The 23726-nt window shown below is 43.1% G+C and carries 22 protein-coding genes; 15 read left to right on the plus strand and 7 right to left on the minus strand.

Annotated features, from left to right (window positions below; genetic code table 11):
* Positions 1-4: 4 nt before the first annotated feature.
* A complete protein-coding gene (locus tag ICN11_RS06015) occupies positions 5-1981 on the plus strand; it encodes a DUF2779 domain-containing protein (RefSeq protein WP_216229569.1) in 1977 nt (658 codons plus the stop codon).
* Here the strand turns inward: ICN11_RS06015 and ICN11_RS06020 are convergent.
* The gene (locus tag ICN11_RS06020; RefSeq protein WP_216229570.1) at positions 1971-3374 is read right to left on the minus strand and encodes a PD-(D/E)XK nuclease family protein; all 1404 of its coding nucleotides are present in this window, start codon (positions 3372-3374) and stop codon (positions 1971-1973) included. The genes ICN11_RS06015 and ICN11_RS06020 overlap by 11 nt on opposite strands.
* A 99-nt stretch (positions 3375-3473) precedes the next feature.
* Positions 3474-3995 carry a hypothetical protein gene (locus ICN11_RS06025; protein ID WP_216229571.1) on the minus strand — a complete coding sequence of 174 codons (522 nt, stop codon included), beginning with the start codon at positions 3993-3995 and terminating at the stop codon, positions 3474-3476.
* Positions 3996-4154: 159 nt separating this feature from the next.
* Between ICN11_RS06025 and ICN11_RS06030 the strand changes: the two genes are divergently transcribed.
* The 8 genes from ICN11_RS06030 (at position 4155) to ICN11_RS06065 (ending at position 9454) form a co-directional block, all read left to right on the plus strand.
* The gene (locus tag ICN11_RS06030; RefSeq protein WP_216229572.1) at positions 4155-4601 is read left to right on the plus strand and encodes a hypothetical protein; all 447 of its coding nucleotides are present in this window, start codon (positions 4155-4157) and stop codon (positions 4599-4601) included.
* 8 nt (positions 4602-4609) lie between these two features.
* Entirely contained in the window at positions 4610-5200 is a 591-nt protein-coding gene (locus ICN11_RS06035; protein ID WP_216229573.1) for a DUF4236 domain-containing protein, read from the plus strand.
* 129 nt (positions 5201-5329) lie between these two features.
* On the plus strand, positions 5330-6808 hold the full coding sequence (locus ICN11_RS06040; protein ID WP_216229574.1) for a hypothetical protein: 1479 nt from the start codon (positions 5330-5332) through the stop codon (positions 6806-6808).
* A 54-nt stretch (positions 6809-6862) separates the two neighbouring features.
* Positions 6863-7279, plus strand: coding sequence for a MarR family winged helix-turn-helix transcriptional regulator (locus ICN11_RS06045; RefSeq protein WP_216229575.1), 417 nt, complete (start codon positions 6863-6865; stop codon positions 7277-7279).
* Positions 7280-7360: 81 nt separating this feature from the next.
* Positions 7361-7666 (plus strand): DUF2917 domain-containing protein, encoded by a 306-nt coding sequence (locus ICN11_RS06050; protein ID WP_216229576.1) that lies wholly within the window; start codon positions 7361-7363, stop codon positions 7664-7666.
* A gap of 46 nt (positions 7667-7712) precedes the next feature.
* Positions 7713-8102: a 4-oxalocrotonate tautomerase family protein gene (locus ICN11_RS06055; RefSeq protein ID WP_216229577.1), complete on the plus strand. Its 390-nt coding sequence runs from the start codon at positions 7713-7715 to the stop codon at positions 8100-8102.
* A 93-nt stretch (positions 8103-8195) separates the two neighbouring features.
* Positions 8196-8897: a helix-turn-helix transcriptional regulator gene (locus tag ICN11_RS06060; protein ID WP_216229578.1), complete on the plus strand. Its 702-nt coding sequence runs from the start codon at positions 8196-8198 to the stop codon at positions 8895-8897.
* The gene (locus ICN11_RS06065; protein WP_216229579.1) at positions 8894-9454 is read left to right on the plus strand and encodes a DUF6036 family nucleotidyltransferase; all 561 of its coding nucleotides are present in this window, start codon (positions 8894-8896) and stop codon (positions 9452-9454) included. Before ICN11_RS06060 ends, ICN11_RS06065 begins: the two co-directional genes overlap by 4 nt.
* A gap of 74 nt (positions 9455-9528) precedes the next feature.
* On the opposite strand, the gene ICN11_RS06070 is transcribed toward ICN11_RS06065, so the two are convergent.
* Positions 9529-10161, minus strand: coding sequence for a hypothetical protein (locus ICN11_RS06070; protein WP_216229580.1), 633 nt, complete (start codon positions 10159-10161; stop codon positions 9529-9531).
* Positions 10162-10350: 189 nt separating this feature from the next.
* Here ICN11_RS06070 and ICN11_RS06075 point away from each other — a divergent pair, with 189 nt between their 5' ends.
* A complete protein-coding gene (locus ICN11_RS06075) occupies positions 10351-11166 on the plus strand; it encodes an AbiJ-NTD4 domain-containing protein (protein WP_216229581.1) in 816 nt (271 codons plus the stop codon).
* A complete protein-coding gene (locus ICN11_RS10795) occupies positions 11147-11347 on the plus strand; it encodes a cysteine-rich CWC family protein (RefSeq protein ID WP_216229582.1) in 201 nt (66 codons plus the stop codon). Before ICN11_RS06075 ends, ICN11_RS10795 begins: the two co-directional genes overlap by 20 nt.
* A gap of 28 nt (positions 11348-11375) precedes the next feature.
* On the opposite strand, the gene ICN11_RS06085 is transcribed toward ICN11_RS10795, so the two are convergent.
* On the minus strand, positions 11376-12623 hold the full coding sequence (locus tag ICN11_RS06085) for a P-loop NTPase fold protein (RefSeq protein ID WP_216120718.1): 1248 nt from the start codon (positions 12621-12623) through the stop codon (positions 11376-11378).
* A 97-nt stretch (positions 12624-12720) separates the two neighbouring features.
* Between ICN11_RS06085 and ICN11_RS06090 the strand changes: the two genes are divergently transcribed.
* Positions 12721-13587, plus strand: a complete 867-nt coding sequence (locus ICN11_RS06090) for a hypothetical protein (protein WP_216229583.1) — start codon at positions 12721-12723, stop codon at positions 13585-13587.
* Between the two features lie 192 nt (positions 13588-13779).
* Here the strand turns inward: ICN11_RS06090 and ICN11_RS06095 are convergent, their stop codons facing one another.
* Positions 13780-14469 (minus strand): DJ-1/PfpI family protein, encoded by a 690-nt coding sequence (locus tag ICN11_RS06095; RefSeq protein WP_216229584.1) that lies wholly within the window; start codon positions 14467-14469, stop codon positions 13780-13782.
* A gap of 86 nt (positions 14470-14555) precedes the next feature.
* Between ICN11_RS06095 and ICN11_RS06100 the strand changes: the two genes are divergently transcribed.
* The 3 genes from ICN11_RS06100 (at position 14556) to ICN11_RS06110 (ending at position 17410) form a co-directional block, all read left to right on the plus strand.
* Positions 14556-15521, plus strand: coding sequence for a GlxA family transcriptional regulator (locus ICN11_RS06100; RefSeq protein ID WP_216229585.1), 966 nt, complete (start codon positions 14556-14558; stop codon positions 15519-15521).
* Positions 15522-15775: 254 nt separating this feature from the next.
* The gene (locus ICN11_RS06105; RefSeq protein ID WP_255539901.1) at positions 15776-16894 is read left to right on the plus strand and encodes an ATP/GTP-binding protein; all 1119 of its coding nucleotides are present in this window, start codon (positions 15776-15778) and stop codon (positions 16892-16894) included.
* A gap of 9 nt (positions 16895-16903) precedes the next feature.
* On the plus strand, positions 16904-17410 hold the full coding sequence (locus tag ICN11_RS06110) for an RloB domain-containing protein (protein ID WP_216229587.1): 507 nt from the start codon (positions 16904-16906) through the stop codon (positions 17408-17410).
* 220 nt (positions 17411-17630) lie between these two features.
* Here ICN11_RS06110 and ICN11_RS06115 read toward each other — a convergent pair whose 3' ends face one another.
* Positions 17631-19577, minus strand: coding sequence for an autotransporter outer membrane beta-barrel domain-containing protein (locus tag ICN11_RS06115; protein WP_216229588.1), 1947 nt, complete (start codon positions 19575-19577; stop codon positions 17631-17633).
* A 386-nt stretch (positions 19578-19963) separates the two neighbouring features.
* Positions 19964-23698 (minus strand): hypothetical protein, encoded by a 3735-nt coding sequence (locus ICN11_RS06120; protein ID WP_216229589.1) that lies wholly within the window; start codon positions 23696-23698, stop codon positions 19964-19966.
* Between the last annotated feature and the right edge of the window lie 28 nt (positions 23699-23726).

A 23726-nucleotide genomic window follows, 5' to 3' on the forward strand; every position in this document is an offset into this window, starting at 1 on the left:
CTCCATGCCAAGATACCTCACAAAGTCCCGTTTCAAAACTGCAGTCGAGTGTCCTACAAAACTTTTCTATACCGGCAAAGCGCGTGAGTATGCCAATGCGATGAGTGAAGATTCGTTCTTGCAGTCTTTGGCTGAGGGAGGATTTCAGGTTGGGGAGTTAGCCAAATTAATGTATCCGGGTGGTGTTGAGATTACCGCCGATACCCATGAGACTCAAGTTCAAGAGACCAACCAATACCTTCAACAAGAAAATGTGACGCTATATGAAGCTGCCATTCGACATGAAGATCTATTTATCCGCGTTGATGTCATCCGCAAACAAGGCAATCGGATTGAGCTAATTGAAGTTAAGGCAAAGTCTTTTGACTCTACCGAAGAAAATGGATTTCGGGGAGCTCGTGGTGGAATTAATAGTGGAATGCTTCCTTATCTGCAGGATGTCGCATTCCAGACCTATGTCTTTAAATTAGCATTCCCTGAGGTGCAAGTAGATAGCTTCTTATTGATGGCCGATAAATCGAAAGCTTGCTCGGTTGATGGATTGAATCAATTTTTTAAGATAACCCACGCAAATGGCCGATCCGGAATTGAGGTGTCGTCTTCTGCAAATTCAAACTCCATTGGTGACCCCATTCTTACAGCAGTTAACGTCAATGAATATGTCCATGAGATTTTGACTCTGCCTATCGAAGCTCCTGGTGTTGTTAGCTTTTTCCCCGATGTCGTTAAGCGGTGGTCCGATGCATATGTAGGTGATAAAAAAATTGATTCTCCCGTAGGCGCTCATTGCGTCAGATGCGAATTTCGAAATACCCCCACCCAGCAAAGCTTAAAGAGTGGCTTATTTGAGTGCTGGCAACGGGCTAAAGGCTTGAGTGCCCAAGACTTTAATGATGGCATGGTATTGGATGTTTGGAGCTTTAGGGGTAAGGAGAGACTTATTCAGGAGGGCACCCTGAAATTCTCTGATATCGAAAAATCAGATCTAGGTTGGCAAAATGAAGATGATGACTTATCCCATGGTTTAAATGGTAGGCAGCGCCAATGGATGCAGGTATCAAAATCCATGCCTGAAGGCAGAGACTTTTACCTGAATAGGGAGTTGATTGAAGCCGCCGCGTCTCAATGGCAATACCCGCTGCATTTCATTGACTTTGAAACGGCTAGAGTGGCGATTCCATTCTTTAAGGGTCAAAAGGCATATTCCAATATCGCTTTTCAGTTCTCTCACCATGAGATGGATACCGATGGCACCGTAAAACATAAAAATCAATTCCTCAGCGTTACCCCCGGAGTTAAGCCTAATTACGAATTTGTCAGAGAGCTCAAAAATGCCGTTGGAGATAGAGGAACTGTATTTATGTGGTCTCCCCATGAGAACACCACATTAAACGCCATTTTGGATGAATTAAATGAAGACCCTGCGCCGCCAAACGATGCAGATGAATTGCGTGGATTTATATTAAGCCTTACTCGCAAGAAAGATGGTAGCAAGACAGCGCGGGAAGGATCTAGAGCAATGGTAGATCTTTGCGAGCTATCGAAGAGGGCATTCTTTCATCCGCTCACCAAGGGTAGTAACTCCATCAAGAAGGTATTGCCGGCAATCATGACTTGCTCTGACTACATTAAAGAGAAGTACTCGCCTCCAATTTACGGTGCCAAACCCGGAATGACAAGTCTGAACTTTTCAAATCAAATCTGGTGGCAAAGTATTGATGGGAAAGTATTGGATCCCTATAAGCTGCTGCCACCAGTATTTAATGATGTATCTGAATCAGAGCTTGAGCAAATAGAGTCTGATGAGGAGTTTGAAATCAGTCAAGGTGGTGCAGCTTCAACAGCCTACGCAAGACTGCAATTTGAGAGTCTCCCTGATAACGAGCGAACCTATATTAAGAATGCCTTGCTAAGATATTGTGAATTAGATACCTTAGCAATGGTGATGATATTTCAAGGGTGGAAAGAATCTAATTATTAAAAAACTCTGTTAAGCCATGGTTTAGCTTTTCCGATAGATCTTTTACCCATTTTTTGAAAACAATTTGATGCATTGAATCTGCTTGAAGAATTTTTTCTTCGATCCAGACCTTGGGATCTTCCTGATTTACTGGCTTAATGCCAGACTTTGAGTTAGTTAGCGCATTCCAGTACAAATTGCATGCGGGCTTGTGTTGTTCGCCGTTAATTATTTTCCACAAGTAATCGTAAATTTCTTCGCGTTTTTCCTGAGATCGCATTGGACCAAGAATTAGAGCTGCCGAACATTTTGTTGTATTGCTCGCATCATCAGAAACCATTTTTATTGCAAAATTTATCGGGCATTTAGTACTTTTTAGCCAAACTCTATCTGGGGCATCAGCGTATTTAATAAGCTCAGATCTATTTCCATCCGACAAAAGATTGAAGTGGAAGTATGTTCTGTTGGAGGCCTCCCTATAAAAAAGTAAGATTTCGCCATCATCAATAGGTGCCAGATTTTTCATTTGAGGCAACTTTCTTTCCCACCACTCTAATGTTTTGGATCTCGCGTCATGTTTAAATTGGTACAAATAATCAAGCGCTTTTTTATGCTTGATGTATATCGACCCAACTGAATCTATGGATATATCTTTGCCTTTGAGGTGCTCTACATAGGATTTAATTTTTTCATCCTGCGTTAACTCAACGGCCAACGCGTCGGCATTTATGGCTTGTGGATCATTTTCACTTAATAAGTCTCGATAGTCATTCAAGATTTCTTTGATATAGGTAGAGCCTTTATCAGATAAATTCTCGATTATCAAATCCACCGCGGGTAATACTGTGTTTTTATAGAGGATATTAGTCCAGTCGGCATCATCCGGCTTTTCCTCTTCAAGAGTTAGGTAAATTTTATAAATATTTTTAGAGGGGAAGCACATCTCTAGTAATTTGGTATATTTTTCTAGCTGGTTTTGACCTTGAGATGCATCAATCTTATTTTCAATGGCGATAATGACTTCCTGGGGGGAGCCCGTGGGGACTGCGCCGCGATAGGGAATCCTAATTAAGCAGTCAAGCGTACCTTTTTTATTTTTCCCGTTTGCCTCGAATTTAGAAAATTCTGCATCCACTCTTGCAAACGAAAGATCCAAATCCAATACGCTTGGAAAATCACTCAGAGCATCTAGCGATGTGACGGTTCTTAAAAGAAAGTTTTTAAGAAAGGCGTCGCCTAGATCATGCGATTCATTTGGGTTTAGTAAATAAGTTAGGAATTTAGTATGTTTAACCTCTCTGCGACCCATATCAGTGGCCTCAAAGATATTAAAGCGACTTAAGACTTGGTCAAGTTTTATAAATTCTTCTTTTGCTAATAATACGTTCTCTATGAATTTATTCTCTAAGCTCATTGGGTCGCCTTCCTTGGTATTTATATGTAGTGGTTCTAATAATCTGCTGCAATCCTACTAACTCTATATTCAATAACTACATAGCCTAAGCACTTAAAACTACTTGATGGCTGCCTGTAATTGTTTGTATAACGTCACCGTATCCTGCCGATATTTTTTATCCAACACTTCTTTTTTGTGCCGATATTGACTCTCGGCGACTGATATCTCCTTTTCCCGTCGCCCTTCAATAGTGGATCGCTCGGTTAGATATAGCCTATGGTTCGCAGCCTCGGCATCTTGATATTCCTTTTGGGTCATATTAGAACTTCGACTACTCATATTGGAGAGTAACTCGGCACTTTGCCTCGTAGCCGACATATTAAGAACCTCAAGTGCGTTGCTATATTTTCGCGTGATATTTCTGACCTCATCTCTGTGCCCAACCTCTAGATCACGATCTTCAATTCTACGATTAGCGAGGATAAATTTTTTGGTCTCTTGAATGCAATTTGTTGAGGTTGGGTTACTTTCACAGTATTTCATACCAACCAATACACCACCAATGCCCAACGCAAGTGCGACATAAAAAATAATGATGCCACTTACTACAAACGAAATAATCCCCAGAATTATGCCCATCTCATCTCTCTTTTACTAATCTGCACCTTAGTAACACTACATGGACCATGAGACAAAATGAGTCGCACTGTAATGTTCGATATGTTCTGCCACTTCCTGGAAAAATTTAAATGGAACAATCCCTGTAGAATAAATTTTTGGGGCTTTAGAAGGGCGCAGATGAAAACACTTTATATAGATATGGACAATGTTTTAGTGGATTTCCCAAGTGGAATTCAAAGAACGTCGGAACACATCCAAGATGAATTTGATGGCCGCTTAGATGAAGTTCCTGGGATCTTTTCTTTAATGGATCCTATACCAGGGGCGATTGCTGCCTATGAAGAGTTATCCACTTTATTTGATACCTACATTCTTTCTACCGCACCTTGGGGTAACCCAAGTGCTTGGTCCGATAAATTGCTTTGGGTAAAAGAGTATCTAGGCAAGCCAGCCTATAAACGCCTTATTCTGAGTCATCATAAAAACCTCAATGACGGAGACTTCTTGGTAGATGACCGCCTTAAAAATGGAGTTGATTGCTTTAAGGGTGAACATATTCATTTCGCTACACCGGAGTTTCCTGACTGGAACGCAGTAGTGAGTTATTTGAAGCTAAAAGCTTAAGGTCGCTCATGGGCTTACGCTTTCGTAAAGTCTTTTCACTTGGCGGGTTGCTGCGTTTGAATATCAGTAAGACTGGTATTGGAGTTGGCGTGGGCCCTAGGGGGTTTAGCTTGAGTATTGGCTCAAAAGGAATCCGTAGGTCTGTCGGGGTTCCCGGTAGCGGACTCTCCTATCAAGACACTACGAGTTGGAAAAAGTTAAATCAAGCAACAGATGCTCCGGCCGAGCAAGTTGATTCAAGTACGAGCGTCGAAAATAATGTCGGCGCACATCCCGCCTCCACAGTTAACCCTTGGAAAATTGCATTCGGTCTATTAGTTGGAGCTATTTTTACCTGGTATTTGACTTCTTTAAATCAAAAGACGGTCACTCAACCTGCGGCTCCTCCTGCTGTTGCTCCAGCCCCAAATCGCCCGCTGACCTCTCCAGAAATTCGTGAGGTGCAAATATTGCTCAATCAAAAGGGTTATAGAGCAGGCCCTGCAGACGGTGTGAGCGGCCCACAGACAAGGCTGGCAGCAAAGGTATATCTCAAGGCAAAAGGTTTGCCAGCAACAGCTTTAGATCTCCATTTTTTAAATCAACTGCACAACCAATAATCAAAAGTTACTTATCTAATGCAGTAGCTTCTGCAATATTGTGAACTAGATCCATTTGATTTAATGCCTTAATAAAATTGGGATTATTATTAATACTAGTATTTTTAATTACTCAAGGACACTTGAATCATGTCACGATGGACAAATAGTTTTGAATCAAGCATCTCTCAATCTTCATGGCCTGAGTTAAAGATAGCTGCAACCGAAGCCAGTATTGACGATGTTACGGTTCTAACTTCTGTGGAAGAGTTGGCTCGTTTAAAAAAAGCGATGGGCTATATTGATGGCATCGTCTCCTCCTTGGATCCTGAGTTTGTCCCTTTAACTGTTTGGACTAGCTTCAATAGCCAAGTAAGTGAATGCTTACAGCAACTCAAAGCATACAAATCATCAAGAAATATTGGGCAATTAGAAGCGGCTAATGCCCACTTAGATAATATTCTTTCATACATACGACCTTATATGGTCGTCGATGGAAAAATTGGCAACGCCTTACAAAGTGCGGCCAAAGAATATTCGGAAGTTATTAATCATTCAGCGCATAAATTAAGGCTGGGGACTGATAAGGTTATCGAAGAAATAGTTTCCTCGCATACTCAAGGTCAGAAATTAGCGGCCTCACTTAGAGATATTGAAAAGAAGGCGCAAGAATTACAAGCCACCTTATTTGGTACGGATGACGACCCTGGAGGCATGGAAGAAAAGATTAAATTATTTCTTCAAGAGGCGGACGATACTAACTCCAAAATTGGATCCGCGTACAAAGAAATTGTTGTTGGAAGCGATGATACCCCCTCAATTAAAACGCAGGTGTCAGCTGTAAAAGATCAAGTGATAGAGACTCAAACCAAAATCATTGAGCTAATGGATTCAGCAACAACAAGTCTAAAGGCTCTCGACGTATTTTATGAAAAAATCTTTGGCAAGAAAGCCCCTGATTCCGATAAATTTACTGGTGGTCTTAAAAACGAGCTTGAAGAAAGGATTGTTGCTTTATCTGATTTTGAGAAGCTACAAGCCACTCGATATGGTGCGCTTAATAAGCAAATTGAAGACCTACTACCTGGAGCCACTAGTGCTGGCCTTGCTAGCGCATACCAGGAGATGAAGATATCTTTTGACGATCCCATTAAATTTTATACCCGTGGCTTTTATGCCTGTCTCATTATTTTATTTATCGGATCTTTAATTTTTACCGTTGATAGCATTGGTGGTACACACTTGCTCACCTTTTCAGCCATTGGTGATTGGGATGAGGTACTTAAGAGACTAGTAAATAAGTTACCTTTTTATGGTCCAGTTCTATGGCTTGCATATTTTTTTAGTAAACGAAGAAGCGAAAGCCAGCGGCTGCAGCAAGAGTACGCACATAAGGAAGCTTTAGCAAAATCTTATGATAGCTATAAGAAGCAGATACTTGCGCTAGATGAGACTGACGTTAATATGCAAAAGGATTTCATTGCAAAAACAATAGATGCTATTGCATATAACGCCTCTCTCACCCTGGACTCAAAGCATGGCGATAAGATGCCGGCGCAGGAATTAATCGAAAAAGTATTAGGCACAATGGCAAAAAAGAAAATTTTATCTATCAATATCCCAGATTAAGCTATTTCTAAAACATAAGTTGCATAGCTAACTAAATAGTGGTATAGTAAGGCCATGTTTGAACAATGTCTTTATTTCAATACCACCAGCCTAGCTCGTCAGCTCGAGCGGGAGTGGACGAGTGCTTTTAAACCTTTTGGCCTTACGCCTTCCCAAGCCTTCATGCTTAGAGTGGTTTTGAACAAAGCTTCACTATTGCAAAGCGAGTTGGCAAGTGAGATGAATATCAGCCGCCCAACAGCGACTAGGGCTTTAGATGGATTGGAGCGCCTCTCATTAATTAAGCGGGTAGCTTCTGAGAAGGATGGCCGGGAACAAGAGATTCACCCCACCAAAAAGGCCATGGAGATGAAAGAAGCCATTAATGCCGCTAGCGTAGCAGTAGCCAAGCGTCTTAAAAAATCTTTAGGCACTAGTCATTTTGAAGATGCTGTAGATCAAATACGAAGTATTAGCTCCGCCTTAAAGTAATGTGTTTTTGTGAGCTCTTTTTTATTTCCTAATTAGTTGCATAGCTAACTTTATGACCAAGCAAGATACAAGGAGAAGCAAATGAATATTGAACTTAGCAATACCATCATCCAAGTTACTGAAACCAATAAGGTGAGCTTCTCAAAAGCACACAACACACGTCTGGAATGCCTAGAAGGCAGCATCTGGCTGACGTTTGATGATCTTGACGGAGATTTCCTCCTTACGGCAGGGGAACATCTCTTGATTAACAGCAACGGCTTGGCTCTAATTTCGGGACTTCCATCTGCCAAGATCAGGCTGACTACACCAGCAATACAGCCAACCGCCTTCAGTAGATTGTTGAGTTGGATTAATGATCATTTTCTGAACCTTATAGTTGCATAGCTAACTTTTTTATTCATTAACAACCAAACCACCTCAGGAGAATTTCATGCCCATCCTCAACGTTAAAGTGAGCGGACAAAAGAGTATTGCCACCACCAAAGCTATTCATGAATTACTACTCGATTTGACTCATCGCATTCTGGGTAAGAAAAAGGAGGTCACTGCTATCGCAATTGACTATGTTGATCCCGATTGCTGGATGGTAGGCGGTAAACTACTGAGCGAGCAGGGTAAAAACAGCTTTTACTTTGATATTAAGATTACCGATGAAACCAATACTAAAGATGAAAAGGCTCGGTATATTAAAGAGGCTTTTGCGGGGTTTGAACAAATCCTAGGCAATCTGCATGAAGAGAGTTACATCTATGTGCAAGATGTAAGGGCGGCTAGTTATGGTTTCGGCGGGAAAACCCAGGAATACCGATATCACCACTAAACCCCAGCTTTATGAACGGTTTTCAGCTGGTCGGTTGATTATTTGATCAATATATTGACCAAATAATAGGTTTATGGTTAAAATAATGATCAAATGACTGCTTCTGAACTTAGCCCCATCCTAGAGCGCCAATTGCTATTGCAACTAGGCGATCGCATTAAGCGCTTACGTAAAGCGCAAGGGCTTGGCACGGTCGAAGTATCTGCGCGTGCAAAACTTACTCGCAATACTCTACGGTCGATTGAAGCAGGCGATCCATCTCCTTCAATCGGCGCTTACCTACGAGTGATGTCCGTTCTTGGCGTTAGCGGAGAGTTAGCGCTTTTGGCGGGCGATACGATGCAAGCTGCTCCCGCCGGATCAGCAGGAGCAAGGTCCAGACGCACTACCCCTAACGTACAAGTACGCGTTTTGCAAGATAACGCCGGGCACCGACTTCAAGATCTACAAAGCCTTACTCTGCATGAAGAAGCTGTTCAGTTAGTGAAGACTGATCCTGCCTTGCTGCTACAGGCTCAAGACACCCTAGAGCGTTGGCTTGCTGCTGGCGACTCTCGCTCAGCTAGCCTATGGCGTGAGTGGCAACTCATCCTAAGTGCAGGCTCTTGGCGCAAAGTGCTTGGCCGAACAAGACATGCTCAGCAACTCAGACAAACTTCACCACTGGTGACCATCCTTCCAGATGAAGTGCGCCTACGCATTTTGAAAGATGTGAGTGCACTCAAAAAAGGGGTTGTCTTTGGTGGCTCTTTGACTACCGCCCAGGATGAGCAAGACTTCAAGGAACTACCATGACACGAGAAGAGCTAGAGCACATCATTCGCGCCAGTGCCGATGTCACCAACCAATATGAATTTGTGATCATCGGTAGCCAGTCAATGCTGGGCCAAGTGCCTAATCCAGAAAAGGTCTTCACCGTTTCTATGGAAGCGGACATCTATCCACGACAGGCTCCTGACTTGGCTGATGAGATTGATGGTGCAATTGGTGAAGGCTCGCAATTCCACGAGACTTATGGTTACTACGCTCAAGGTGTGGGGCCGGATACCGCAATACTGCCAAAAGACTGGATGTCGCGTATCCATCGCGTGCAAAACAACAATACCAATGGTCGAGTGGGGTACTGCCTTGATGTGCTTGATCTCTTTCTTGCAAAGGCTGCGGCAGGGCGGGACAAAGATCGAGAGTTTTGTATGGCGCTACTGGAGTACGCCTACCTTGCGCCCGCACAAGCCTTAGAGTTGGTGCCGACTATGCCGCTCGATGATGGTGTGCAGCGAACGCTACGCGCAACGATTCGTCGCTGGGCAAAAGCATTGCGAGATGCAGGCCACGATATTCCACAGGAATAAAAGTGAATCATTACCTCCATCACCATTAAGAATATTGATCTAGATAGAGCGTGCAATTAACTATCCTCTATCTATCAAGCTCGATCTAATTCTGATAAGACTTCTAGCGTCATATCTCGATTGCTTTTTCTTTTATCAATCAACTCCCAGTCTTTTTCCAACTCCGCACTTGAGCTGCACTTGACCAATAGCTGAGTTACTTCGGCTACTCCAATTAACGCCTCTTCTTTAGTTTTTGCAATCATTCTTGAAATGATCAACCTGGCCTCTTCTTTTCTTGGGCTGCTGAGAGCATTGACCATCAAGACGGTTAACCTTAATCCCCTTGAAGTCTCAAGAACTCTCGCCATTAACCCTGCATCTGAAATTATTGATAGCGGCATGGAATGCATTCTTCTATCAAGCTCTTGAAACTCATCTGCCTGAATATCCCATCTCACATGCTCGCTATTTAGCTTGGTCAGGCACATTTGGGCTTGATTAGAAATTTCAAGAAATATCCACTTCAGAGCATTTAACTGTTTGCGGCTCTCCAGCCTCGAGCCCTCTATTCTTCGAGCCTCCTCTTTAGACTGCTGATAGATGATTGCCAAGATGCCAAGAATTATTGCGCAGACTGAGCCTATAGCCTGAACCCAGGCCGCACACTCTGTGCGAGTAAAAGAAACTGGGACTAAAAGGCAGGTGTTACAAATATCGTAGTCCATTGCAGCCCCTTTTATTCAATATCCAAATATTAAGCGTCCCGCAACAACTAGATGCAAATTAGTTTATTCCATCTAGATCAGGCAATAAGCGATCCTCTATCTAACGAGGCTTGATGGAATAGGGCTGGCGAGGATTGCCCCAATCGGCCAAAGATGGGAAGATGAGTAATTACTTTTGGAGCCCTATAAATGCTTTTTAGCGAAAGAAATGGTCATAGCCAACTACCCTCGAACCTAAAACCTGATTCCATTTCGCCTACGCTCCGAAATTCCTTATGGAATGAAGTAATAGAGTGGATTGACACTCAAGACTTGGGAAGCGTTTGCTACTTAATTTGGAAAAATTTCTTTAAAACTCCAACAGACAAAATGCCCGCAATTGAGAGCTATAGGGGCATAAGTTATGCCCACGCTTGGGCACAAGTCAGAGAATATTACTTCTCATGCCCATGGCATAAAGTATTTAGCTTTATCGAGTTTCTAATTTCTACAGACCCTTATGGCCCGCTTGCGACAAAGATAAATGCTATTTTGATTGAAGAGGTGTCTGCATATCGCATATTTAATAATCACTTCATTCAAATAACCGACCAACATGAACTTTCGGCGCTATCAGAAGGTATTTCATATAAGGGAATTTTTTCTCCAGTATCTCACCACATTCAATCTTCTATAGACCTATTATCGAGTCGCGAAAATCCTGACTATCGGAATTCAATTAAGGAAGCAATTTCAGCAGTTGAAGCAATGGGAAAAATAATTACCAATCAGCCAAATGCAACTCTTGGCGAAATACTTAAAACACTTGAGTCAAAACATAAACTTCATGGAGCCCTAAAGAATGGCTACTTAAGTCTATATGGCTATACAAGTGATGCTAATGGCATTAGACACGGACTAATGGAAGAATCAAATCTAACGCAAGCAGACGCCAAATATTTTTTATTGTCATGCACTAGCTTTGTAAATTACTTGAAGACTTTTGTTGCAAACTCAAAAGAATAGAAAAGATATTGGAACCATTTGCCCGGCCTGCGGAAAAACCAACGACTGCCAATTGGCAAGCGATAAGAAATGTTGGTGCTTTGATGTGCCAGTTGACAAGTTCAAACTAGAACAAGCCCTTAAAGACAAATCAAAAGATCAATGTCTTTGTAAGAATTGCTTGAAGAAGTTAAGCGTCTAGAGTTTAGACGCTCGCCACAAAAGAGTAATTAATCAAAGGTGCCTTCAATATGTCGGCGCGCAATCCCGATAGATTCTGATAGAGAAACCCCAAAACCAGCACAGAATTGCTTTAATTCCTCATCTTTTTCATCAAAAACATTCCGCTCATAGCTCCTATGTAGTCGCAAAAAAACCTGAGCTACCCGATAATTTTGATCACTCTCTTTTATATTTATTAACAAGTTAGCAGCAAGATGATGGGACGATAATTCACCAGAACACACCCCTTGATAAATCATTGGGTACTTAGCTTTTAGCCCAATAAGCCAAGACTCTAATGCTACAAAATTCCTGGTGGAGGACATCGTCCACCAGTCCAACATTCTCTTGCATTGCCTAGCATTTAAATTTAACAATGTGGAGATTGCGATCAACCATCTCGAATTATCTAAGAATCGCAACTTTCTCTGTTGATCCAATTCTTCTGCAAGCAAGCTAATTAGCCTTTCCATTGGCGGTGAATTGGTGCTTAAACTGGCAAATGACATCGCAATTGGATAGTCAATGAACTTATCAAGATACATTGAACCGTCAGTCCCAGCGCCATAAAAGGCTTCAACAGCTTGCTTAATCTGCAACCTATTCCACAGCAAAAGAAAAGCGACACCTTCTATATCAAATAGGTGCTTAAGTCTTTCCAATAAACGGATTGCATAAGCTGGTGAACACCTGTCCAACTCATCCACAATAACAATAACTTTTTCACCTTTAGCTTCTTTAATATGTTTAGCTATAAGCCTTTTTAAATGCTCAAGAACCTCTTTTCTTTCTGCCAACTCATCTAATTTTGCGCGAATTATTTCTTCAGATTCATCTTTCAAGATATCTGCTGCTGTATCGAGCACATCTTCATTGATACCAATTAAATTTCCTGCGGTTTTAGCTGCAGCTTTTGCTAAATTTGGCACTGCCCTTGCGATTAATGGAGCAACGGAATCAAAAAGGTTTTTTCTTTCCGCGGCACCCAATGCTGCGCCCATTGAAGAAATTAAAGTTAATGCGGGATCATCAACCCAATCTGCCTCAAATGCATCAATCCATACAACATTAAATTGATTGCGCTCTTTAATTAAGGCCTCCAAGTTCTCCCCGAACCAGGTCTTCCCAATACCCCAATCTCCATCGATAGCCACTACACCTTTTGGCAATCCCTCAAGCAATTTATAAATGCCCTCAGCAAGTTTTTTTCTGTCCAATGCATCATCTGTAAAGGCTGCTTTATTTAAATTGGTCATTGCAATTCTCCGTCGTTCAATCGCATTCTTTGTTGCCCAACACCCTTGTGGAGATTAACAGATTGCCTGATTTGACCAAAGGTGGGAAGATTCCCTTATGCCTTTAGAGCCAAAGATAAAAGTTTCACCTCTTTATGATGAACAAATAGATGCTTATGGAAATCCCAAGACGGTTGTAATGGGAAGGGGGCACTTCTATAAATATAAATCACTAGCCCCAAAATACCTGCCTCATACATTAGAAATTATTAAAGACAGGAAGATATTTTGTCCAAGGCCATCTCAAACAAACGACAAAGATGAAGAATTCAAACCGCCAGTTACTGTTGGAGATTATTCCGATCCAATATACAGGGCAAGAGTCCATAGATGGGTTAGACGCATAGCCACAAGAAGCAACCCTCATGCCTTGGAAGCACAAATTCAGCACCAGCTAAGCATCATTACTCAAGAAGGTCTTGAGAGCTATGCGAAACAGCTTGAACCCGAATATCACCAAGAAATAGAAAATCAATACCGTCTTTTAAGTCTAAGTGATATTCCAGACAATCATCACTTGTGGGTTAATTATGCCGATGACTATGCTGGCATTAGCTTTCAATTTTTTATCACTCCAGAATTTTCTACCGTCTATCAAGTTAACTATGTCCAAAGTCGACCTAAGTGGGATTTAGTATGCGACCAAGATATGGAGACTCTTTCTGCTACGGCTCTTACTAAACTGGATAAATGGCGAGATGAAAGGGAATTCAGAGTGGTTATTTCCGAACCGCCGCTTCCATATGGGCCCGTATTAGTAAATCAAAAATTAGATTTGCCAATTGAAGCATTCGCTGGAATTTATTTGGGAAATAAAATTAATCCAACAATTAAAACTTTAATTGTAGATTTGGCAAAACAGTATTTACCTTTAGTTCCAATTTATGAAGTTGCCAAAGGCTCTCTAATAAAGAAGATACTATAAAAATTTCACCAGCTCAAAGCTGTCGATGCCAATTCGGGAATATTCGAAACCGCTGGAAACCAATAGATTCGGTGCTTAGCGGGTAGTGAGTCTTGTTGTGCTTAGACCCAATATGTAGAACTGTTTTAGTCTTTAACCTGGTTGAGCTAATGCGAGCGTGAAAATCCGCCCGACGAACTTATTCGTCCACCATTACGCACCTAAATTAAGGGCCGCCTTTTGAATCACCGTCTCCATTACGACAATCCGATCCTTTTGGAGTGCCAGTACCTCATTCACTAATGCTGGGCCCGCTTTTTTTGGCGAACCACAATTAAATGGTGGCACAGGATCATATTCAAGTGCCAACTGAAGTCGCTTAGCAATATCTTCCCCTGCAAGTTCTGCGGCTAGCTCATAAGCAAAATCAATGCCCGCAGTTACCCCTCCGCCAGAGATAAATTTTCCATCTTTGACCACTCGTTGATTAATGGGCTCAACACCAAATAGCGGAAGATATTTGCTCCAGATCCAGTGACACGCACTTTTGTGGCCCTTGAGGATTCCAGCAGCCGCAAGAATGAGTGATCCATTACAGACGGAGGTTATGTATTTTGCGCCGATGCTTTGCTTGCGCAGGAATGAGAGTGTTATTTCATCAATCATCTGCTCCCCGATTCCAAAGCCGCCGGGCACACAAAGAACATCTAATTGGGGGCAGGTCTCAAATGTTGTCGTTGGATTAATTGAAAACCCGACATCCGTCATTACTGGGGTTAAGCCTTTCCACACTAGATGCACTTTCGCATTGGGCACTCGGCTAAGCACTTGGGCGGGGCCAGTGAGATCAAGCTGCGTCAAATTAGGAAATAACAAAAAGCCCACTTCGATGTTTGTATTCATATCGGTCCGTTACATAAATTAAGCATGATCAAAGTCTAAGCAATATTGATTTGGCATAAATGACAAAATCATGCTAATTTCTGCCAATGCCCAAATTACGCCAAATTGCCCTCATTGCTTTTGATGGATTCCAGATTCTTGATATCACAGGGCCCGCCTCTGTTTTCTCTGCAGCCAACGATGCCTTAGGCAAGCCCTATTACCAAGTGGTGACCGTATCAGCCAAAGGAGGGTTAGTTTCGAGTCATTCTGGAATTAACATTCAATCCCATAGCTACAAATCTTCTAAGTTAGCCTCTATAGATACGCTCTTAATCGCTGGCGGTAGTGCGGATGGATTGGAGGCACTATCGAGGAGCGAGCCTTTCATGAAGTGGATTAAGCAGACAGTTCAAAGGACTCGTCGCTATGGGTCTGTTTGTACTGGGGCTTTTGTTCTAGGTCACCTAGGCTTACTCAAGAAAAAGAAGGTGGCAACTCACTGGGGCTCTTGCCAAAAACTCGCAACCCTTTATCCAGAGGCGGAGGTTGATGCCAACGCATTATTTGTTAATCAAGGAAAACTTTGGACTTCTGCTGGGGTGACCACAGGCATTGATATGAGCCTAGAAATGGTGGCACAAGATCTTGGCACTGAAATTGCCAACATTATTGCCAAGCGTTTGGTGCTTTATGTAAAGCGACCTGGTTATCAATCTCAATTTAGTCCATTACTCAAAGCGCAAGAAAATGCTGTGCCAAAATTTTTAAAACTGGTTGAATGGCTTGGAAAACATCTTGACCAGAATATTGACATTCCAAGGATGGCGGAGCAAGTGGCCATGTCAGAGCGCACCTTTTATCGTAAGTTCACACAGTGCTTTGGAGAAACCCCACGGAATTATGTTGAAAAGTTGCGGCTAGATAATGTACGCATTCTGCTTACTTCCAAAGCTTCCCTAAAACAGATCGCCCTAGTAAATGGATATTCCACCGCCTGTCAGTTGACCAAAGCATTTGAGCGTCAGTATGGAATTGGGCCTGCGGTTTTTAGAAAAATGCACTCTACCTAACCCTCAAGGTAAACAGAGCGCAAAGATACTGCCAACACTAGTTCTATGGGCTTTGTAATGAGGCCCTATGAGCAGCAAGAGCTAAAAGCACTATTTATAGCCGGATAATTACCCTTGGCAGCTTAAAAATATCCGTATACAATAGATTTCAACAAAATATTGTTGAAATTAACGGAAAACAATAGAAAATGCTTTATTCAATCAAGGTTAAAAACTTTCAGTCCTTTCTGGATGAGGTCCATATTTCTATGGAAATGAGTCAGCATGTGCCCGATGATGATCGATCATTTACTACTGCTGCGGGCAAAAGACTATCTAAGGCGATGGCTATTATTGGCCCCAATGCGAGCGGTAAAACCGCCCTGATTAAGTCAATGGCCTTTTTAGACTGGTTTATTAAACATTCATTTCAAAATAAGGTAGACGCCCCCATTCCTTTGGCCTCACACTTTTCAGCCAAAGATCAGCCAAGCCATTTTGAAATTGAGTTTGAAATGGACGCAAAGGAGTGGAGATATTCACTAGATGCAGACGAGCATCGTGTTTACTCAGAATCCTTGTACTGCAAGCAAAGTCGTGCTTTTTCATATGTTTTCACTCGAGTTTGGGATGGAGCAAACAACAAATACATTATTAAGCAAAAACAATTTGGCCTTTTACAAAAAGAAGCTGAGAAGGTTCGTGAGAATGCATCCTTAATTGCCACTGCCGCCCAATATGAAGTTCCACTTGCCCTACAAATTGTGTCGGGATTTGTTTTGAGCAACGTTAATGTGTTCGGACGTCAGCATTTGGACGACCAGCAGATTATTGGCGCCTCTGCAATATATGCTGGCGATGAGCTCATTCGAAACCAAATGAATAACCTACTGTGCGGTTGGGATTTAGGCCTTTCTGGAGTGAAGGTGGAAAGGCAGATTCATACCCAGGAATCTGGAAAAGAAGAGCATATTTTTGTGCCCTTTGGCTTGCATAAAGTAGGCGATACCAATCATGCGCTAATGTTTAAGCATGAATCGAGCGGAACTCAAGGCGCCTACCTATTACTTTCAAGAATATTGCCGATATTAAATAACGGCGGTCTAGCCATCATTGATGAGTTAGAGGCGGATCTTCATCCCCATATGCTCAATCCAATACTGGATCTATTCTTTTCACCAAAAACTAATCCAAAAAACGCGCAAATTATTTTCACCTGCCATTCGGTAGAGGTGCTCAGCCTCCTGCATAAATCTCAAGTGGTTTTAGTTGAAAAAAATCAAGATTGTATGAGCGATGCCTGGCGCCTGGATAGCATGAAAGGCGTTAGGGCGGATGATAATTTATATGCGAAGTACATGGCTGGCGCGTATGGCGCTATTCCACAGGTTTGATATTCAGTCATGACTAAACCAAATCGCCGCCAAAGAAAAACGCTCCTCGTAGTAGGCGAGGGAGATTGCGAGTACGCATTCTTGAAGCACTTAAGAAATATGTATTGCTCAGACGGCGCTGGCGTTAACGTTACGATTCGCAACGCACAAGGCGGCGGACCAGATAGTATTGTCAATCAGGTTCTTCGCCATATACGGCTTGCTAGTTTCGATAAACAGATTGCACTCCTGGATACGGATATTGCTTGGTCCGATAGCCTCAAAAAAATTGCAAAGAAAAATAAGGTGGAGATGGTAGGCTCAAGACCCTGTCTTGAGGGCTTGCTTCTGAGCGTACTGAGCAAACCCGTTCCGCAAAATTCAGCAGAGTGCAAAAGAACTTTGCAGTCGCACACAAAGGCAGACATGACCGACTGGCACGATTATGAGCCCCATTTTTCTCAAGAAGCATTTGAACAGGCCAGGAAAATCTTGGCCGAACTCGATAAATTATTAAAACATTTCGAAGGGATTTAAGTCCTGATTAATTCGAGGGCGACATCTTCCACCCCTTCAAGATTTCAATAGCCTTTAACAAGACTTACCAACACTCATCAAATAAGTGGCCGCCTCTAGATTCAAAGCGGCCATCTGCGTTAATTGCTAACCACAGGCAGAGTCCGACCCATAAGAAACGGTCGCTAATAACAAAAAACCTGCCGTAGCAGGTCTCTTATTGAAGGCTAAATTACAAGCTTTACAAACCAATCGTATAAGTCGCCATCACTGTCGTTGAGGAGACGGCTTGATAGGCTTCTTGCCTATAGATGCCAGTTACTCCAAGTCGTTGATTCTTAGCCACATCGTAAGCAGCGCCCAATGTAGCTGTTGGGCGAGTTCTTACAGGATTGGCATTGAAGTTAATTGCAGTTAAGCCATTAACACCAGTCGCAGAGTAAGACCCGTTCGCAGTATTTGTGTCTGTCTCAACACCAGCACTAGCAAATACGACTGCTTGTGGGATAAATTTATATGAAGCGCCAACGCCAGCGAGTGCAGTTGTAGCGTTTGTGTTTAATGCTGAGTACGTAAGTGGCGCAGTAACGCTTGAGCTGGCTGATTCTGTATAGCTATTCATATTGTTCTGTGTGTAACGCATGCCAATATATGGGCTAACAATCACATTCTCAGCAATACCGAAACCATACTTAGCCGTCACTTGTGCACCTTGGCTATTGATAGGTGCGCCGCCGCTTCCAGCCTCACTGGTACCCACAACTGATCGTGTAACAGTAGTGTTCTTTTGTCCGTAAGCAGCAGAAACTTTAACTTCAGTACCAGTGCCATCAAGGCGCTCATTCCAGGCGCCAAACAACCCGATCAACGGCGTGTTATTACCAAGGTTTACCGTAGACCCAGCATTGTTAACAGAAAGATTTTGATCTGCGTAGGCACCAATTCGATAATTAGAATGTGGGCGATAAGCGGCAATCAATAGCCCGCTAGTGTTGTTCAAACCGTTCATAGCAGATACAGCTGTATTACGACCCCCTGCTGAAACGCAAATATTGTTTGCACCAAATTCATTGCAGTCATACGAAAAACTGTTTGTTAGCGCCGTATTAACAACGGTGACCGTACCCTGCAATACTTGTGCTGTATTGACTAATGACTGCTGAGTATTGGGTGTAGATGGAACAAAAACATAAGTTGGGAACAATAAATCCCAAACACCCGAAGTGCCAACTTGACTTAAATTCCAAGTCAACCCATTATAAGTGCCGCTATTGACCGAGAAATTGCTTCCCGTAACGCCAGTGAAGACTGATGTGTATCTATTGGCTGAAATGACAGATCCCGTATAAATTCCAAATGCGGTGGCACCGCTACCGCTTGTTACAGCAAGCTGTCCATAATTTGTGGTCGAGTTTATAAGAATGCTGTAATTTGTTGGAAGCGCCCCCTTATATGTGAGCGCCGTTGTTGCGGCACTAGAGCTATTGCCACCCTGACTGTTATTTAAGGTTGTAATAATGCTGGCATTGTTAATCCCAGTGTCGGTACCACGAATGCTGCCAGTGTTTGTCAATGTAGTAATTGCTGCATGAACATCAACGCCAGCCGTCGAAAAGCTTCCACCACCACTAACTCCAGCAGCGGAAATGGCTCCCGAGTTGTTCAAGGTGGTAATTGCGCCAATATTGTAAATACCAGAAGTAACACCAGTAATGGTTCCAGTATTTGTTATGGTTCCAGTCGAGCCTAAAGTTAGAATTGCATTTGTAGCGGCACCAGTCAGAAGAATTGTTCCTGAGTTGGTAATCGAAGTGGCGGTGGCATCGAGCCTAATACCATTTGCAGTAGTACTCTTGATTGTTCCTGAGTTGGATATAGTGCCAATCGCCCCTGCACCCCAGATACCATTATAGGAAGTATTGTCACCAATCGTACCTGTATTTACGATGCTAGTAATGGTGCCTCCAGTATCATTTTTAATTGCGTCAAATACGGGATTGCTAGCGCCAATCGTCCCATCATTTTGGATCGTAATGCCCGTTGCACCATTTAGAAAATCCGTACAGGTCTGACCGACAGCATTCACAAGCGAAGTATTTGGCGTGCAAGTAACAGCAAATGCTGCGGCACTAAAGAACAACGAAAATCCAAGAGAAAGAATGATTTTTTTAAGATTGAGCAATTTCATAAGGATTCAGTAATTTGACTAAACAATGCTACACATAGGGTTAATTTATTGAACAGAATTTTACCTTGAAAACCCCTACCTGCAGGAGCTTAATTACAAAAAGCAGTATTAATCTGCATATAAGGGCTCATATACAAATAAAGTGTCGTGTTTAACACGACACCCCCACCCCTCGTTTAAGCCAGCCTCTCTGCTGCCATCGTTGCCGTCATCTTGCTGTAATGCCGCTCTATCATTCCTACGCTAGTTCCCATTTGCCTTGCCAAGGTATGTGTAGGTGACTGTCCCAAGTTGGCCGGACTCAGACCTTCAAACAACTCAAAATCGATTGTGTGAGCGGCAGCAATTGACTCGATAGCCGCCTTTGGCTGGCTGCAGAAATTTCCTCAACAAATCATAGTTGCCAAATAAAGCGTGTATCTCAAGATAGCCCATTCAATTTTTTCTGATTTATTGCCCAGCTTAATCAGCTCTAGGCCCAGAGGGTTTTCCTCATATTTAATTCCCAGGAGGGCAAAAAGAGTTTTGTATTGCTCAATTACACTTGAAGGACTTCGCCCATCAATAGCAACTTTCTTTTTGATCCGAAGCTGATTAACTTCTAATTTCATTCGCTGAGCAACATAGTCTTTTAGTAACCATGCCGCCTCTTTAGGGTTTGCGGCCATCCATTTGCAAATGATCAGACTCCAATCCTTTACCTGCAATTGATTACCCCTAATTAGAATGGGTTTAGGCAAGTAAATCCCGTTCACAATTTCACCGGGCTTTCGATCTTGTACCTCAACGCCTGCAACAGTATCTGCCCCCTCAATTGTTAGATTTGATAATCCGGTTCTACGAATAAACACTGCGCGCTTGGGCTGATCTAGTGCGCATGTAGCGGTTAAATTCTGCGCTCTAGTAATGGCGTCTTGCGCCAATTCTGGGCTCCAGCCATGCAGCTGTAAGTAATGGCCAAATGTCTCTCTATCGCCGCGGTGCCGTTTTAGTAATTGATAAAGGCACGCGATACCTTTGGGGTGCTGATGCACAAACTCTAAGAGAGAAGAGGCTGGTAAGTCTGTCTTTAGCTTTGGCTTGCGATGGGCTTTGCGTTGCTCATTTAAGGTGGATAGCTCAAAGTCTTGCTCTGTGGCCTCACCAACTACCGGGGCTTGATTTAACAACGCTTCAATAGAGCATTGGTTTTTACGCTTTTGATAATTTCTTGCAGTATCGGGATATAAGTTGATTACCAAACCTTGGGGCAATTCAAAGATCCGTTCATGAACGTACGCTCCAGCCAAGAGATCAATCACATGAATGTAACTTTGTAATGTCGTGACTGGCGATGAATGTCCAAGCAACCGTGACACCAGATACAACTGCGAATAGGACACTCTGGGGTCATTGAATAATTGCAAACGCAGCTCGCGTGATCGCGCTTGAAAATCCTTAATCTGTACTGCCCTTTGGGAATAATCATTCATCTGCCACTTTGAAAGATCTAAGCCTTGATTCTCAATACTCTGAATACCGCCGTACATCACATCTAATAAAAATGGCCAAGAATGGGTCAACTCAGGAGCTGCCAACAAGAGCAGAGTATTTGTAGCGCAAGAGTGGCGCAAATGATGAAAGCGCACTGTCTCGCGACCTGTAACCGCGCGCATAGCTAGGTGAATCAAATCGACGATCCGCTCGACATTGGGCATCAGCGTGCCCACTTCATGAACAAAGAGGCTGTTTAAATTATCACGATCGGACTTGCTTAATCCATCAGACTGCTCAGCTATGCCGCTCGATTTCACACGAAGGCCAAAGCAATGGTCATGCGCCTCCTTTGCAGATAGCTCTAATAGGTTTCCTGAAAAAAGATTGCCAACGTATCTAGATCTTGCCATGACGCTGAGCCATCCCAATTCCTGATCTAGCAACAGTCCTTTTAATGGAATGACTCGCGTGGAAGAGGGCGTTTTCAGTCGCCGCAGGTTCCAGCGCTGCACGACCAAATGCGTGGCGATCCCACCATTGTTAACGACCACATGACTGGTACCCAGCTGGATCACTTCTGAGCGTCGCAGTCCTAAACGATAGGCTAGCGTCAAGGCCATTAAACAGACGTTTTTTTCAATGGCCTCTTTACCATGGCAGGTCTGGTAATACAGGTGCCGAGCAATTACCTGAAATTCTGGCTCACTAATATATTCAGCATCGGTATCAGAGGCGAGATTACGGGACTTATTGTCATAATGCACCGCAGCAATATCGCCTTTTGCGATTAGAAATTGATGCAGTTGATGCCAAGCGCGTCGCACAATCTTTCGCTTGCTTGCCGATGGAACCAGCTTAAGCAGGTCATCTAGCTCTTCTTTACGCTCGGTAGCAGTAAAGTCGCACAGGTCCTGCTCTAACTCATATTGTTCTAGCAAGAGCTGGGATAAGGTTTGCACATAGCTCATCATGCGCGTGCTATTGAGCTCATTTCTTCCGCCAGCCAAGGTTTCTAACAAATGCCGTGTCCACGCCCCTAACATGCGCGTTAATGGATACTGCGAAACCTCATATTGAATATCTAACTCATCTAAATTGGACCGTACTTGGTCTATTACCAAAGCAGAAATATGCTCGAGTTTTTTTAGCTTCCGCAACTCTTCCAGCGTCTTGTACACCCACTGCGAATGAGCGCCCACCTCTTCGTCTGGCGCGAGCTCATCACTCACATCGTCTCTAGGCGTCTTTTCCAGTGTGCTTGACGACTCAAAATGCGGCGTTTCATCTGCGTTGCGAATCACTGCTGCCAAACGAAGCAAGGAGTCCGGCTGCAAGCCTGTAGTTTGAAAGTTGCCCGCTAAATAATTCCAAACATAAGAGGGGAGGCTGCGAATTTGAAAACCTTCACTCGCAATGAGGAGGCGTTTTAGCGAAGAAAAATGATTTAATGCGTGCGCTATTTTTTCTCTTTCAAGTTGGCTTAGCTTAGGGCAATGGCCAGGCTCTTGTAATTGAGCAAGCAGCCCCGTCAAGAAAGCCTCAATCGATTTCCAACTACGATCAGGGCTCATCTGAACCTCTTTCCAGGAGGATCGATAACGCTGATGAATAATCGCGCTTACCGGATCGGCAATCCAACGATCTTGTGTTAATGGCTTAGGTAAATCCTCTTCTACTACATTCTTATCAGATGTTTTTTCCGGCGCGGCTAGTGGCCACTCTTTATGCACAAATATGCTCGATAAGGGCTCATCTAAATGGCCCTTGCCAATACTTACTTGCGCAATTTGAAAAAGTAGCTTGCGCCTACAAACACCCGAAAACAAAATTGAGCAAAATAAATACCAGCCCATTTGGGCTGGCTCACTCTGCATGTTTGCCTTACTGGCGCGCAACTGATCCACAGTTAAATAGCCATCTTCGATCGCGCGCAAGAGGATGGATAGCCTTAAGTAATGATCCTCATGAAATTCATTGGCATAGGGATTAGGCTCAGGCACCCTAATCGTGAGGACACCCAAGCCCTCCCAAGGCAAGTTGAGTTTTTGAGCACAGCGTTTGAACTGCGCATCCACACAATTAAATAGCCAACGTTGCCAAGCCATATCATCACAAGCCAATTTCATGACATCACTCAGATACCGATCGATGGCACCCTCATCGCATTGCTCTGTAATATGCTTTTTTGCTAAGAGTGCTTGCGCAATTTCTTTTGCGCCCCTGTTCTCAAGCGACTCTTGTGTGAGCGGGTGGGGGTCAACCAATTCGAATATCAACTGCTGGGCATCTAGGCCCAACATGAGCAAAAGCCAGCGATCAAGCAAGCCGGTCTTTTCCAGCGTTATATCAATCGATTGAAACAAAATATTGGCAATATCTTCAACCAAGGTTTCGGGCTTAGGAAGAGTCGATCGCCTTTTAATTGCCACCCCCACCTTGGGCGGCGGATACTGAGTAATCCAATCTTGCAACTCCCCCATAGCAAGGGATGTCGATGGTGAGCTTGAGAGAAGTTTGAGATTAGCCCTTAGCCTCAAAATCCCTTTTATTTGCGATTTTTTCGTGCCATTGATTACAGGTGATTGAGAGGTGGGATCACTTACCTTACCAAGCAACCCTTTATTTTTGGCTCGGACTTTTTTCATGCGCAAAATACCAAGACGATTAAATTCA

It is taken from the genome of Polynucleobacter sp. 78F-HAINBA, from assembly GCF_018882325.1.
GTDB lineage: Bacteria > Pseudomonadota > Gammaproteobacteria > Burkholderiales > Burkholderiaceae > Polynucleobacter.

What these genes read in the sequence shown, in the direction of transcription:
- ICN11_RS06015 (WP_216229569.1), top strand. Translation starts at nt 5, where the DNA reads ATGCCAAGATACCTCACAAAGTCCCGTTTCAAAACTGCAGTCGAGTGT.
- ICN11_RS06020 (WP_216229570.1), bottom strand. Translation starts at nt 3,374, where the DNA reads ATGAGCTTAGAGAATAAATTCATAGAGAACGTATTATTAGCAAAAGAA.
- ICN11_RS06025 (WP_216229571.1), bottom strand. Translation starts at nt 3,995, where the DNA reads ATGGGCATAATTCTGGGGATTATTTCGTTTGTAGTAAGTGGCATCATT.
- ICN11_RS06030 (WP_216229572.1), top strand. Translation starts at nt 4,155, where the DNA reads ATGAAAACACTTTATATAGATATGGACAATGTTTTAGTGGATTTCCCA.
- ICN11_RS06035 (WP_216229573.1), top strand. Translation starts at nt 4,610, where the DNA reads ATGGGCTTACGCTTTCGTAAAGTCTTTTCACTTGGCGGGTTGCTGCGT.
- ICN11_RS06040 (WP_216229574.1), top strand. Translation starts at nt 5,330, where the DNA reads ATGTCACGATGGACAAATAGTTTTGAATCAAGCATCTCTCAATCTTCA.
- ICN11_RS06045 (WP_216229575.1), top strand. Translation starts at nt 6,863, where the DNA reads ATGTTTGAACAATGTCTTTATTTCAATACCACCAGCCTAGCTCGTCAG.
- ICN11_RS06050 (WP_216229576.1), top strand. Translation starts at nt 7,361, where the DNA reads ATGAATATTGAACTTAGCAATACCATCATCCAAGTTACTGAAACCAAT.
- ICN11_RS06055 (WP_216229577.1), top strand. Translation starts at nt 7,713, where the DNA reads ATGCCCATCCTCAACGTTAAAGTGAGCGGACAAAAGAGTATTGCCACC.
- ICN11_RS06060 (WP_216229578.1), top strand. Translation starts at nt 8,196, where the DNA reads ATGACTGCTTCTGAACTTAGCCCCATCCTAGAGCGCCAATTGCTATTG.
- ICN11_RS06065 (WP_216229579.1), top strand. Translation starts at nt 8,894, where the DNA reads ATGACACGAGAAGAGCTAGAGCACATCATTCGCGCCAGTGCCGATGTC.
- ICN11_RS06070 (WP_216229580.1), bottom strand. Translation starts at nt 10,161, where the DNA reads ATGGACTACGATATTTGTAACACCTGCCTTTTAGTCCCAGTTTCTTTT.
- ICN11_RS06075 (WP_216229581.1), top strand. Translation starts at nt 10,351, where the DNA reads ATGCTTTTTAGCGAAAGAAATGGTCATAGCCAACTACCCTCGAACCTA.
- ICN11_RS06085 (WP_216120718.1), bottom strand. Translation starts at nt 12,623, where the DNA reads ATGACCAATTTAAATAAAGCAGCCTTTACAGATGATGCATTGGACAGA.
- ICN11_RS06090 (WP_216229583.1), top strand. Translation starts at nt 12,721, where the DNA reads ATGCCTTTAGAGCCAAAGATAAAAGTTTCACCTCTTTATGATGAACAA.
- ICN11_RS06095 (WP_216229584.1), bottom strand. Translation starts at nt 14,469, where the DNA reads ATGAATACAAACATCGAAGTGGGCTTTTTGTTATTTCCTAATTTGACG.
- ICN11_RS06100 (WP_216229585.1), top strand. Translation starts at nt 14,556, where the DNA reads ATGCCCAAATTACGCCAAATTGCCCTCATTGCTTTTGATGGATTCCAG.
- ICN11_RS06105 (WP_255539901.1), top strand. Translation starts at nt 15,776, where the DNA reads ATGAGTCAGCATGTGCCCGATGATGATCGATCATTTACTACTGCTGCG.
- ICN11_RS06110 (WP_216229587.1), top strand. Translation starts at nt 16,904, where the DNA reads ATGACTAAACCAAATCGCCGCCAAAGAAAAACGCTCCTCGTAGTAGGC.
- ICN11_RS06115 (WP_216229588.1), bottom strand. Translation starts at nt 19,577, where the DNA reads ATGAAATTGCTCAATCTTAAAAAAATCATTCTTTCTCTTGGATTTTCG.
- ICN11_RS06120 (WP_216229589.1), bottom strand. Translation starts at nt 23,698, where the DNA reads ATGAAAAAAGTCCGAGCCAAAAATAAAGGGTTGCTTGGTAAGGTAAGT.